The 12,368-nt window shown below is 66.6% G+C and carries 10 protein-coding genes; 2 read left to right on the top strand and 8 right to left on the bottom strand.

The window, feature by feature from the left end:
- Positions 1–472 precede the first annotated feature (472 nt).
- The 8 genes from QZY44_RS08130 to QZY44_RS08095 all read right to left on the bottom strand — a co-directional run bounded on the left by QZY44_RS08130 (position 473) and on the right by QZY44_RS08095 (position 8,230).
- Positions 473–1,594, bottom strand: a complete 1,122-nt coding sequence (locus QZY44_RS08130) for a Fic family protein (RefSeq protein ID WP_295444797.1) — start codon at positions 1,592–1,594, stop codon at positions 473–475.
- 74 nt (positions 1,595–1,668) lie between these two features.
- Positions 1,669–2,568: a tyrosine recombinase XerC gene (gene xerC, locus QZY44_RS08125; protein WP_295444794.1), complete on the bottom strand. Its 900-nt coding sequence runs from the start codon at positions 2,566–2,568 to the stop codon at positions 1,669–1,671.
- Between the two features lie 109 nt (positions 2,569–2,677).
- A complete protein-coding gene (locus QZY44_RS08120; protein WP_295444791.1) occupies positions 2,678–3,520 on the bottom strand; it encodes a DUF484 family protein in 843 nt (280 codons plus the stop codon).
- Positions 3,520–4,347 (bottom strand): diaminopimelate epimerase, encoded by an 828-nt coding sequence (gene dapF, locus QZY44_RS08115; RefSeq protein ID WP_295444788.1) that lies wholly within the window; start codon positions 4,345–4,347, stop codon positions 3,520–3,522. Before dapF ends, QZY44_RS08120 begins: the two co-directional genes overlap by 1 nt.
- Positions 4,344–5,009: a class I SAM-dependent methyltransferase gene (locus QZY44_RS08110; protein ID WP_295444785.1), complete on the bottom strand. Its 666-nt coding sequence runs from the start codon at positions 5,007–5,009 to the stop codon at positions 4,344–4,346. Before QZY44_RS08110 ends, dapF begins: the two co-directional genes overlap by 4 nt.
- Complete coding sequence (gene lysA, locus QZY44_RS08105) at positions 5,006–6,253, bottom strand: diaminopimelate decarboxylase (protein WP_295444782.1); 1,248 nt, start codon at positions 6,251–6,253, stop codon at positions 5,006–5,008. Before lysA ends, QZY44_RS08110 begins: the two co-directional genes overlap by 4 nt.
- Positions 6,254–6,520 carry a lipoprotein gene (locus QZY44_RS08100; RefSeq protein ID WP_295444779.1) on the bottom strand — a complete coding sequence of 89 codons (267 nt, stop codon included), beginning with the start codon at positions 6,518–6,520 and terminating at the stop codon, positions 6,254–6,256.
- Between the two features lie 189 nt (positions 6,521–6,709).
- On the bottom strand, positions 6,710–8,230 hold the full coding sequence (locus QZY44_RS08095; protein WP_295444774.1) for a hypothetical protein: 1,521 nt from the start codon (positions 8,228–8,230) through the stop codon (positions 6,710–6,712).
- Between the two features lie 390 nt (positions 8,231–8,620).
- Here QZY44_RS08095 and polA point away from each other — a divergent pair, with 390 nt between their 5' ends.
- Complete coding sequence (gene polA, locus QZY44_RS08090) at positions 8,621–11,329, top strand: DNA polymerase I (protein WP_295444771.1); 2,709 nt, start codon at positions 8,621–8,623, stop codon at positions 11,327–11,329.
- Between the two features lie 259 nt (positions 11,330–11,588).
- Positions 11,589–12,131 (top strand): DUF4395 domain-containing protein, encoded by a 543-nt coding sequence (locus QZY44_RS08085; RefSeq protein ID WP_295444768.1) that lies wholly within the window; start codon positions 11,589–11,591, stop codon positions 12,129–12,131.
- Positions 12,132–12,368 lie beyond the last annotated feature (237 nt).

The raw sequence follows: 12,368 nt of genomic DNA, 5'->3' as shown, positions 1-12,368 counted from the left end.
TAGCAGCTGCTATACATAAATCCCCTGAGCTAACATGAGTAACTTGTTAATGAACCGTTCCTAACTGCGTCCGCGGTTTCGATTTGACGATATGCCACAGCCATCCCAATAACGGCCTCAGCCAATAATTCTGAAGCCGCCGTCAGTCTCCCTCTTCTTAGCGCGATGTGGACTTCGTTACGGAGCGTTTCAAAACCCTCCCGATATTTCGAGCAAAAGTACAGGAACGGCATATCCTGTCCTAAGTTCTCGCCCTCAGCGATAGACTGCACAGTACCTTGCCAGCACTCAAGAAATATTTCCTTTCATTTCTGGGCGGAACCAACACCACATGCCGCAGCGTTTCAATGCTCGCCGTCGATAGACTCACGGTAGTACCTCATTCCCATCATGTTTGATGCTTAGGCAAGACAACCAGCGTGTTGGGGGCCGCATCCAGTTACTCCCGGGCCTTAACCAGGATCGCGTAGCGTCATGACGAGGCCTGTGCCAGCGCATAGCGCGTACTACGCCCACCCCCGGGCAGGCCAGTCAATGCCCCCATCTGCACCAGTGCCACCAGATCGCGCGTCGCCGTCGCCTTCGAGCAGCCAGTGATGCCCATATACTTGCCGGCGGTCATGCCACCCTCGAATCCGGCCGGACCCGCCGCGAACATCCGGGCCGCAGCCTTGAACTGGCGCTCGTTGAGCTGCTCCCGGAAACGGTCGAACCAGCGTGTCTTCTCGACCACCAAATCGACCTGAGCACGGGCGATGTCCTGGGACTTGAGCACCGTCCCGACGAACCAGCCAAGCCAGTCATCGACCTGTAGGGCAGCACGCTGGGTGCGCTCGAAGAGGGCATAGTAGGTCTTCTTGTCGGCCTCAATGCAGGTGGCAAGGCAGGACAGTGGCGGATAGCCCAGGTCTTGGGCAATGGCGTGATCGGCGATGGCCCGTCCGACCCTGCCGTTGCCGTCGTCGAACGGGTGGATCGACTCGAACCAAAGATGCGCAATCCCGGCCCGCACGGGTCCGGGGAGCGGGGCTTGGTTGCCTGAGGGAGCGGTCGCGTTGTACCAGTCCAGGAACCGGGCCATCTCCTGTGGGACCCGCGATGACGGTGGTGCCTCGTAGTGAAGATGCTGCTTGCCGATGTACCCGGAGACGATCAGCATCGGCGCGTCACCGTGGCGATAGGTGCCACGTTCGATTCGATGCGATGGTCGGTCCGGGATCACCATGGTCTGCCAGGTCCCGAGCAGTGTACTGCCCAGCGGGCGCGTGACGTGCTCGCGCACCGATACCATGAGGGCGGCGATGCCGTCTGCCCGCGGGTCGCGGGAAGCGGTCTCCTTGGGGGCAAGCCCGATGTGGGCCTTGATCGATGAGCGCACGGAGACGCGATCCAGTTGCTCGCCTTCGATGGCGCTAGTCTTGATGGCCTCTGAGACCAGCAGGTCCACCAGGGCCTCTTGGCGGTCATCGGCAGCCAATCCGGCCACCCCGCCGGCAAGCTGTGCGGCCCGCCGGCGATACTCGGCGACGGCCGCCGCGAGGCGGCTCGCGTCAAAGCCGAAGGTCGGCCAGTCGGGTTGTTGCCAAATCCACATGAGCCGATTGTAGTCGCTATTCGGCTCAAATTGCTTGGCCGACCCCCAACCTCACACCTCAGTCACATTTCGGACTACCGCTTGCGCTTCGCCCTTGGATGCGCCTGATCATAGACCTGAGCCAGGTGCTGGAAGTCCAGATGGGTGTAGATCTGGGTGGTACCGATGTCGGCGTGGCCGAGCAGGTCCTGAACGGCGCGCAGATCGCCGGAGGACTCCAGCAGGTGGCTGGCGAATGAATGGCGCAGCATGTGGGGGTGCACATTGCGGGTGGCGCCCTGTTCCTGCGCCCACTGGGCGACCCGGGTGCGGACCGTGCGGGGATGGATGCGCCCGCCCCGGCTGCTGACGAAGAGCGCCGGCTCGTCCGCCGCGGCCAGATTGGCGCGCACCCGCATCCAGCGATTGACCGCCTCCCGCGCCTGGGTGCCGACCGGCACGCGCCTGGTCTTGGCCCCCTTGCCGGTGACGCTGAGCATGGCATCCGCCATGTCGATATCGCCCAGATTGACGCTGACGAGCTCCGCCAACCGCAACCCGGAGGAATAGAAGAGTTCGATCATGGCCGTGTCGCGGATCGCCAGCAGGTCATCGACCGGGCGGTCGAGCAGGTTGCACAGCTGATCGGCGTCGAGGGTGGCGGGCAGTTTGCGGGGCGTCTTGGGGGCGCGTATGCCCACCGTGGGGTTATTGAGTGCGAGCCCCTCGCGCAGCAGCCAGCGATAGAGGCTGCGCAGGCTGGAGAGCTCCCGCTGCAGGGTGCGGCCGCAGACCCCGGTGCGATGCCGCCAGGCGATATAGCGACGCACTTGCTGCTGGTCCAGGCGGGCGATGGCGTCCGATTCGCCCCCGGCCTCGGTGAGCCAGGTGGCAATCCGCTCCAGGTCCGCGCGGTAGGCGTCCAGGGTCAGGTCCGCCAGCCGCCGCTCATGGGCGAGGTGGGCGAGGAAGGGCTCGATGGGGCTGTCGGCCATGATCGCAATTCCGGCAATCGGCGCTCAGCGCACACAGAGCGCTGAGCGCCAGACACAGGTGTGACACCGCTTGAGCGGTGTCACGAGAACGGGACGCGGCGACCGGCGCTTATTCCGGGACCGCGCGCTTGGCGCGCTTGCGCTTGGGCGGCGGCGACGGCTCCGGTTCGACTTGCGGCGCCGCTGTCGCGGGTTGCGCCGGCGCCGCTGCCGCTGCCGCTTCAGGGGGCAGCATCAGCAGCTTTTGGCTCACGATCTCACCCAGCCGGTCCAGCAGGTCGGTGCGCATGTCCGGCCGGAAGCGCTCCGGGTCAGCGGCACCGATGGCGAGTACACCGCAGTACCCGTTGGCGTGGATCGGCACCAGGACGGCACATTGGACCTGAGCATCCGGGGAGTCCGTTGGCACGTCGCCGAACAGGATACCGTTCTTCGCCTCGTCCAGCGGACCGCAGAGTGCGTGCTTGCGCTCCAGGAAATCCCGGAAGGCGACGGTGACCGGGTCGGAGTCGTCGCCGACTGAGTCCGGGGCGAAGAGTTTGAGGGTCACCGCCTGCGCGCTGAACTCGCGCATCAAGGCCTCCTCAAGCACGGCGCGCACCTGCTCCAGGGTCGGCGCGGCGATCACCTGCAACACCAGTGCATGCAGGCGGGCGGAGAAGGATTCGTAGTCGCGGGCGCGGGCGATCAGCTGGGACAGGCGACCCCGCTCGGTCTCCAGTTGCGTGCGCAGTACACTGACCTGACGCTGGATCAGTGAGACCGCCGCACCGCTGCTGTGCACCAGGTGCAGTTGGCCGAGGACGTCTGCGTGCTGGTCGAAGAAATCCGGATGGGCGCGCAGATAGGCTGCAACCGTCGCCTCCAGCCCCGTCGCCGGGTCCTCAACCGATGCGGTTCCCGCCGCGGCGTCCGCCGCCGTGGCGTCGCCCTTAGCCCCTGTTTTACTCATTATTCAATCTCTCCCGCGAAGACCCGTTGTGCCGGGCCGGTCATCACGACCGGCTGGCCGGGCGCGGGCCACTCTATCATAAGAACCCCGCCGGGCAGGCTGACCTGCACCCGGGGGGCCAGCAGTCCGCGCACGCGTCCGCTCACCACCGCCGCGCAGGCCCCGGTGCCGCAAGCCAGGGTCTCACCGGCACCGCGCTCGTAGACGCGCAGCCGGATGTGATCGGGTGCCAGTACCTGCATGAAGCCGACGTTGACCCGCTGCGGAAAGCGGGGATGGGACTCGATCAGTGGACCGAGCCGCGCGACCGGCGCCGTGTCGGTGTCGTCCACCAACAGCACTGCGTGAGGGTTGCCCATGGAGACGGCGCCGATGGCCGGGTGCTCGCCGTCCACCTCCAGGTCGTAGGTCGGGGCCTCGCTCTGCGCCAGGAAGGGGATGCGCGCGGGCGCGAGGATCGGGACGCCCATGTCGACCCGCACCTGCCCGTCCGGCTCCACGAAGAGGCGGATGGCCCCGGACGCGGTCCCCACGGGGATCTCGGTGCGGTCGGTGAGCCCCTGGTCACGCACGAAACGGGCGAAGCAGCGGGCACCGTTGCCGCACTGCTCCACCTCTGAGCCATCCGCGTTGAAGATGCGGTAGTGGAAGTCCGTACCCGGCAGGCGCGGCGGCTCAACCAGCAGCACCTGGTCGCAGCCGACCCCCAGGCGGCGATCCGCCAGCCGGCGGATCGCTGCCGCGTCCAGGGCGACCACCTGGCGCACCGCATCGATGACCACAAAATCATTGCCCAGGCCGTGCATTTTGGTAAATCGCAGTGTCATAGCCGTCCGCAAACCGCCAGGTGCCGGTCGCTCACCACCGCGACCTCCAGGCCGGCGAGCCCCGCCTCCGCCAGCTGGGCAACGACCTCCTGGGGCTCGAAGGCGGCGAACAGCGAGTTGCGAAAATCAGTGCGCAGCACCTCGGGGGCGTCGTCCGCGTAGGTCACCACCAGGGCCTCGGCCCAACCGGCCGAGGCCGGGCGCATCAGGTCCATCACCAGCACCAGCGCGCCGGGGCGGGCGGTCTGCCGCACCGTCTGCCACAGCACCTGCGGGTCCGGCAGGTGGTGGAGCAGGCTGTTGGAGAGGATCAGGTCATAGTGGTCCGCCGGCAGTGTTGGGGTCGGCAGGCACTCACACAGCAGCCGGCAGCGCGCGGCCACCCCCGGCAGCGGGTCCAGGGTCGCGCGGGCGTGTTCGAGCATGGCGGCGGAGCCGTCGAGCGCGTCACAGGTGGCCTCCGGGTAGGCGCGCAGGAAGCGGCGGACGATGTCCGCCGGCCCGCAGCCCAGGTCGAGTGCGCGGGCGCCGCGCAGTGGCCCCGGCCCCAGTTCGGCGAGCAGCTTCATGAACAGGCTGTTGGACTCGGAGAAGTCGGCCTGGGCATAGGCCAGGGCCTGTTCGGCCCCATCCATCAATTCCGGTTCGGGACGGCGCTTCATGGCAACAGCGACTCCCCCGCCATGAGGTCGGCGATGGTCTCGCGGCGGCGCACCAGATGGGTCTCACCACCGTCCACCATGACCTCGGCGGCGCGCGGACGGCTGTTATAGTTGGAGCTCATGCTGAACCCGTAGGCCCCGCTGCCGCGTACCGCCAGCAGGTCGCCCGGTGTCAGGGCGAGCAGGCGGTCCTTGCCCAGGAAGTCGCCGGTCTCGCACACCGGCCCCACCAGGTCATAGCGGGCGGGGGTGGCGTCGCTGTCGCGGCACACCGGCACGATATCCTGGACCGCCTGGTAAAGCGCAGGGCGCAGCAGGTCGTTCATCGCCGCGTCCACCACGGCGAAGCGCCGGTACTCGGTGGGCTTCAGATATTCCACGCGGGTGAGTAGGATACCGGCATTGCCGACGATGGCGCGCCCGGGCTCCAGGACGATCTCCTGCCCGCGGCGACCCAGTCGATGGGACAGGGCGGTGGCATAGGCGGCCGGATCGGGCGGGTGCTCGCCGGTATAGCGGATGCCGAGCCCGCCGCCCAAGTCCAGATGATCGATAGGGATGCCGGCGGCGGCGAGTCGGTCAACGAGGGCCAGCACGCGGTCCAGGGCGGCCAGGAAGGGCGCCAGGTCGGTGAGCTGGGAACCGATGTGGCAGTCGATCCCGGTGATGCGCAGGTGCGCCATCTGCGCCGCCCGGTGGTAGACCGCCTCGGCCGTGCGGATGTCGATCCCGAACTTGTTCTCTTTCAAGCCGGTGGCGATGTAGGGGTGGGTGCGGGCGTCCACGTCCGGGTTGACCCGCAGCGCGATGGGCGCGACCATGCCCAACTCACCGGCCACCCGGTCGAGCCGTTCCAGTTCGGGTTCGGACTCCACGTTGAAGCAACGGATGCCGACCTCTAGCGCCCGGCGCATCTCGTCCTCACGCTTGCCGACCCCGGAGAAGATCACCCGCGACGGCTCGCCCCCCGCCGCCAGCACCCGCTCCAGTTCGCCCACCGAGACGATGTCGAACCCTGAGCCCAACCGCGCCAGGCAGTTGAGCAACCCCAGGTTGGCGTTGGCCTTGACCGCGAAGCAGATCAGGTGCGGGTGTCCCGCGAAGGCGCGGTCGAAGGCGCGCCAGTGCCGCTCCAGGGTGGCCCGGGAGTAGACGTAACAGGGCGTCCCGAAACGTTCCGCGATGGTGGTGAGCGGCACGTCTTCGGCGTAGAGCGCGTCACCACGGTAGTTGAAATGGTCCATCTAGTTGCCCCCCGCCGGCCATGCCAGCAGATTGCCGGCCGGGGTTTGGACCTGGTTCGCGGGCCTGGGCGCCGCCGAGGACTGAACCGGGGGCTCAGTCGAGGGTTTGGGCGCCTCCGCGGGCGTGGCCGTCGCCTTCGCTGGGGGGCGTTGTTGCGCGTTTTCAGGCAGGACCAAAGGGCCCTTCTGCCCGCAGGCCCCGAGCATGCTCAGGGTGCCGAGCGCGACCACCACGACGACGAAAAGATAGCGGGCCCAACAGTGCATGGAGTGACGCCTCGCGCGACCGGAAACAGGGGGCGCCAGTGTAGCCGATCCGGCGCCGCCCGGGTCCGTGCCGGCTCAAGATCGCGAGGCGACACCGCTCACGGGGCACTCGTCGGGCGTTCCGCCTGGTCTTGCCGGCCAGCCCCGAAGGGGCGCGACATATCAGCCCAGGGCAAGGCCCTGGGATAGCTAGTGCGCCGCGGCACTGCAGGAGGCGTCACCGCAATGCAGGACCTTTAAATCCCCATTGGTTTCATCGTAATAACTGACGATAGGCAGTCCGTCCGCACCAATCGCGATGCTGCTGTGCGAACCCACGGAGCCCTGGTTATCCGGTACGCTGATGCGCACGTCGGCGCAGGCGGGGTCGACGCAATGGGCGATCTTCAGCGCCCTGTTGGTGTGGTCGCGATAGCTGATGATCGGATGACCGTCGGCCCCCAAGATCATGGCCGCACTGGTGCCGACCGCGCCCTTGCTGTCGATGACCGAGAGCGACGCCCGGGCGCAGTCGGCACTGGTGCAGCGGGCGAGTTTGAGGTTGTCGTTGAAAAAATCCCAGTAAGCAATAACCGGCAAACCGTCGGCGCCAACCACGATCGCCGTGCCCAGACCCACGCCGCCAATATCCACGGTCGTCACCCGGGCGGACGAACAGTACGGATTGGCGCACTGGGCGAATTTGAGGTCGCGCCGGGCTGCGTCAAAATAGCTGATGACCGGATGACCATCGGCGCCCAACGCGATGCTGTTGTACCAACCAACATTGCCGAGATTGTCTACCGTCGCACGTTCCAACGTCGCGCAGTCCGGGTCCTGGCAATGGGCAACTTTGAGACTGCCGTGGGTCTTGTCGTGGTAACTGATGACGGGCAAGCCGTCGCGCCCCAGCATGATTGAGGTGTACTGCCCGAGCGCGCCCGCGGTATCGATCACCCGGGTCGTGAAGTCCCGGCACTCGGGGTCCGCACACCGACCGAATTTCAGAACCTTTTGAGTCTTGTCGAAATAGCTCATCCGCGGCAGGCCGTCGGTCCCGACGACCAGCGCGCTGAACCATCCCACGTCGCCATCGGCGTCGAGCGCCACGAGGTCGGCACCGGTGCAAGCGCCGTCCCGGCAGCGCGCGAGTTTCAGATCTCGATTGGTGTAATCGAGATAGAGAATGAGGGGGTTGCCGTTGGCACCCAGCGCGATGGAGGTCCCCCAACCCACGTCGCCGTTGCGGTCTATAACACTGATCTGATTGGTTTTCAGGCCAGCCGGAGGCACGCTGGCGCCCGGGGCCGGCCCGGCGCCGGGGCCGGGGCCGGGCGGCGCGTCGATGACCAATTGGTAGATCGCGAAGCGGGTGCGGTCATTTCCGTCGGCCACCCGCAGGGTATGGCGACCGATGCTGGTCAGGTCCGACGGCAGCGGGTCGCTGACCAGCCGATCGTCACTGGCACTCGTGAGGCCCAGGACGACCGCATCCAGCTTCACCGTGGGCAGACGGTGATTGCCGAATTTCTGACCGGTAATAATCAGGCGCTGCGTGTCCGGCTCCACGGTGGCACCGGTGATCCTGAGCGACGGCTCATCCGACAACAACGCATCCCCGGACACAGCAGTGCCGGCGGCACCCTGGGCGGTGTCGGTTGGGGGGGCGGCGATGGCGGCCGAAAGCGCCATCACGGTCACCAGAATCAGTAACAGGAATGACGCTCGCATCTGGGGGTCAGTCTTTGATCGGGAATTAAGCAATTGTAACAATTCTTGAGCGCCACTCTCGGTGAGAGTGTCACCTGTTTCTCGTGTTAGCCGGTAATCGCGGTCCTGGCCGCCCGTTTCGGCGCGCCCAGCGCCCACCCCGGCGGCATTTTTTTGCGGTGGACATTGTGTCCGTCTCCGGTCATACCCTCGTGAGAACAGCCAACCCCAAGAGGGGACCGTGACCGCCGGGCGCATGATCCGCCTATTGACCCTGAGGGCGCGGGCGCCGCTGCCGATCCTGTGCCGGGAGTTGGCTCCCCTGCAGCCGGGGATCAAGCGTTGGCCGACCAAGGCCGCAGCGGTTGCACCGTGGTACCGTTACACCCCTCAACGCCTCAGAGACCGCCCATGGCTGCCAAGTATCCCCTGATTCTCGTCGACGCTTCAGGCTATCTGTTCCGCGCCTGGCACGCACTCCCCAAGCTGAGCAATGCCGCGGGCGAGCCAACCGGCGCCCTGGTGGGGGTGCTCGCCATGCTGCGCAAGTTAATCGAGCAGCATCGCCCCGAGTATATCGGGGTGGTCTTCGACGCCTCTGGCCCGACGTTCCGCGATGCACTCTACCCCGCCTACAAGGCCAATCGCCCGCCCATGCCGGAGGAACTGCGCGCGCAGATTGCACCCCTGCAGGCGGTGATCCGCGCCATGGGCCTACCACTGCTGGTCATCCCGGAGGTGGAGGCGGACGACGTGATTGGTACCCTGGCCACACGCGCTGCCGCGCAGGGTCTGCGCACCCTGGTCTCGACCGCGGACAAGGACCTGGCCCAACTGGTCGATGACCATGTGACCCTGGTCAATACCATGACCGATACCTTGCTCGATCGCGACGGCGTGATCGCCAAATTCGGCGTCCCGCCGGAGCGCATCATCGACTACCTGAGCCTCATGGGAGATGCGGTGGACAACGTCCCCGGGGTCGCCAAGTGCGGTCCCAAGACCGCCGCCAAGTGGCTCCAGGATTACGGCGACCTGGACGGGGTCGTCGCCAACGCCGCGCGGATCACCGGCAAGGTCGGGGAGAATCTGCGCGCGGCCCTCGACCAGCTCCCGCTGGCCCGGGCGTTGACCAGCATCAAGCGGGATGTGGCACTGGATCTCAGCCCGACGGATCTCAAGCCATCCGCACCCGATACCGCCACCTTGCGCCACTGGTACGAGCGCCTGGAGGCGCGGCGTCTGCTCGCCACCCTGGAGCCGGCGGCCGCCGCGCCCGACACTGCGGGGGCCGCGGCCGCCCCGCCGGCGGCCGACTACGACCTAGTGCTGACCGCGGCGGCCTTCGAGGACTGGGTGGTGCGTCTGGAGGCGGCCGACCTCTTTGCCTTCGACACCGAGACCACCGGGCTCGACTACATGAGCGCGGACCTGGTCGGGGTGTCCTTCGCGGTCGAGGCGGGCCGCGTCGCCTATGTGCCGGTCGCCCACTGCTACCCCGGCGCGCCCGACCAGCTCTCCCGTGAGCATGTTTTGGCGCGGCTGAAACCGTCGCTCGAGGACCCCCAGCGACTCAAGGTCGGCCAGAACCTCAAGTTCGACATGAGCGTGCTCGCCCGCCACGGCGTGACCCTGCGGGGCATCGCCCACGACACCATGCTGGAGAGCTATGTGCTCGACAGCACCGCCACCCGCCACGACATGGACTCGCTGGCCAAGAAGTATCTGCACTATGACACCGTCCATTTCGAGGATGTCGCCGGCAAGGGCGCCAAGCAGATCACCTTCGATCAGGTGCCGCTGGAGAATGCCGGGCCCTACGCGGCCGAGGACGCCGATATCACGCTGCGCCTGCACCAGACCCTCTGGCCGCGCCTTCAGGCGACCGGCCGGCTGGCGGAACTCTACCAGGCGATCGAGGTGCCGCTGATACCGGTGCTCTCGCGCATGGAGCGCACCGGGGTGCGGATCGACCCGCACCTGCTGGCGGCGCAGAGTCAGGAGCTGGCGCGCCGCATCCTGGACCTGGAGGAGCGCGCCTATGCCAGCGCCGGGCATCGCTTCAACATGGGCTCGCCCAAGCAGATCGGTGAGATCTTTTTCACCGAGCTGGGCCTGCCGGTGGTGGCCAAAACCCCGACCGGCGCCCCCTCGACCTCGGAGGAGGTCCTGGAGCAACTCGCCGAACAGGGTCATGCCCTGCCGAGTCTGATCCTGGAGCATCGGGGACTGTCCAAGCTGCGCTCCACTTACACCGACAAGCTCCGCCAGATGATCAACCCGGTCACCGGGCGGGTCCACACATCCTATCACCAGGCGGTGGCCGCGACCGGCCGGCTCTCCTCCAGCGATCCCAACCTGCAGAACATCCCCATCCGCACCGAGGATGGCCGGCGCATCCGCCAGGCATTCGTCGCGGCCCCCGGGCACCGCATCCTGGCCGCCGACTATTCGCAGATTGAGCTGCGCATCATGGCCCACCTCTCCGGTGACGAGCGCCTGCTGGCGGCCTTTGCGAGCGGCCAGGACGTCCACCGGGCCACCGCGGCGGAGGTCTGGGGGCTGGCCCCGCAGGCCGTCACCACCGAGCAACGCCGCTCCGCCAAGGCCATCAACTTCGGGCTGATCTACGGCATGTCGGCCTTCGGCCTGGCCCGCCAACTGGGCATCGAGCGCAGCGCCGCCCAGCAATACGTTGACCTCTATTTCAGCCGCTACCCCGGGGTGCGTGCCTTCATGGACCGCATCCGGGTCCAGGCGCGGGAGGATCGGTGTGTGGAGACCCTGTTCGGCCGGCGTCTGTATCTGACCGACATCGGCCACAGCAACCAGGCGCGCCGCGCCGCCGCCGAGCGCACCGCCATCAATGCACCCATGCAGGGCACGGCGGCGGACATCATCAAGCGAGCCATGATCACCGTGGACCGCTGGATCGAGGACGAGCGCCCACCCGTGCGGATGATTATGCAGGTCCACGACGAGTTGGTCTTCGAGGTCGCCGAGGAGGCGCTGGACAGCGCCACCGCGCGCATCCGGGCCGACATGCAGTGCGCGGCGCAGCTGGCCGTCCCGCTGGTGGTGGACATCGGCAGCGGGGCGGATTGGGACCAGGCGCATTAGTGGGCAGGCGTGGCTGATGCGCCAGAACCCAATACCGCGCCCGCGTCGGGAGCGTTCATTTATAATCCGCGGCTTCAGTGCTTAGCGCACGCCGCTTGATCTCGACCGTCAGGCCCTTCTGGGCGTCGATCATAACTCCGGCTACCCAGCCTCTCGTGACACCGCTGCGGCGGTGTCACGCATGTGTTGGGCGCTGTGCGCCCCGAGGCCGTCGGCGGGAGTTACGATCAAGGCCCCTTCCGTGATCTGGAGATTTCTCATGAGTTCCAACCCCCAGTCCCCGCTTGAGCATTCGTTCCTCACCCGCCCCTGGTGGGCGATGGGGCAACTCACGCGTGACTATTCGTCCCCGCGGATCAACGAGACCGCGACGCGTGCCCGCGCGGGGTTGTTGAACCTAATTTCCGCGGTCACCATCGCGTTGCTGCTCACCCATCCCGAGACCGATCCGGTGATCTATGTCGGTCCGCTGGTCCTGTTCGATATGCTCGTAGCGGCGTTCACCGGCCTGACGCCTTTGAGCCCGACGGGACTCGCTGGTACAGCACTCACGATGGACATGCGGCCGGTATGGAAGCCCACCGCGCCCAAGCGCTTTGCCTGGTTGTTGGGTGCCGCCCTGGCGGCAACCTGTCTGGGCATGCGCCTGGCCGGGGCCTCGCCGGAGGCGATGGCGGCAGTGGTTGCCATCTGTTTTGTGCTGACGTGGCTCGAGGCGGTACTGGGGTTTTGCGTCGGGTGCTACATGCACAAGCTGATCTGGGGCTGCGAGGCCTGTGAGGTGCCGTACGTGCGCCAATAGCCTGACTAACCTTGCCGCGCACGCGGCGGACTGGACGACGATCCGGCCCCATATAGGAAACTAAGGAACGGTTCATTAACAAGTTACTCATGTTAGCTCAGGCGATCTATGCATAGCGGCGGCTATTCAGTTGAAAAACCGCGGTCTTCCTGCGACCATGAGTGCCGGTTATTTGGACGCCAGACGCCACCATGAACGAGTTTGCCGGTTACGAGGCCGCCCACGAGGAGACGATGC

The sequence above is a fragment of the uncultured Thiodictyon sp. genome (assembly GCA_903837595.1).
Lineage (GTDB): Bacteria > Pseudomonadota > Gammaproteobacteria > Chromatiales > Chromatiaceae > Thiodictyon.
Note: the sequence above shows the minus strand (reverse complement) of the source record. Positions and strands in the feature narration are given on the sequence as shown.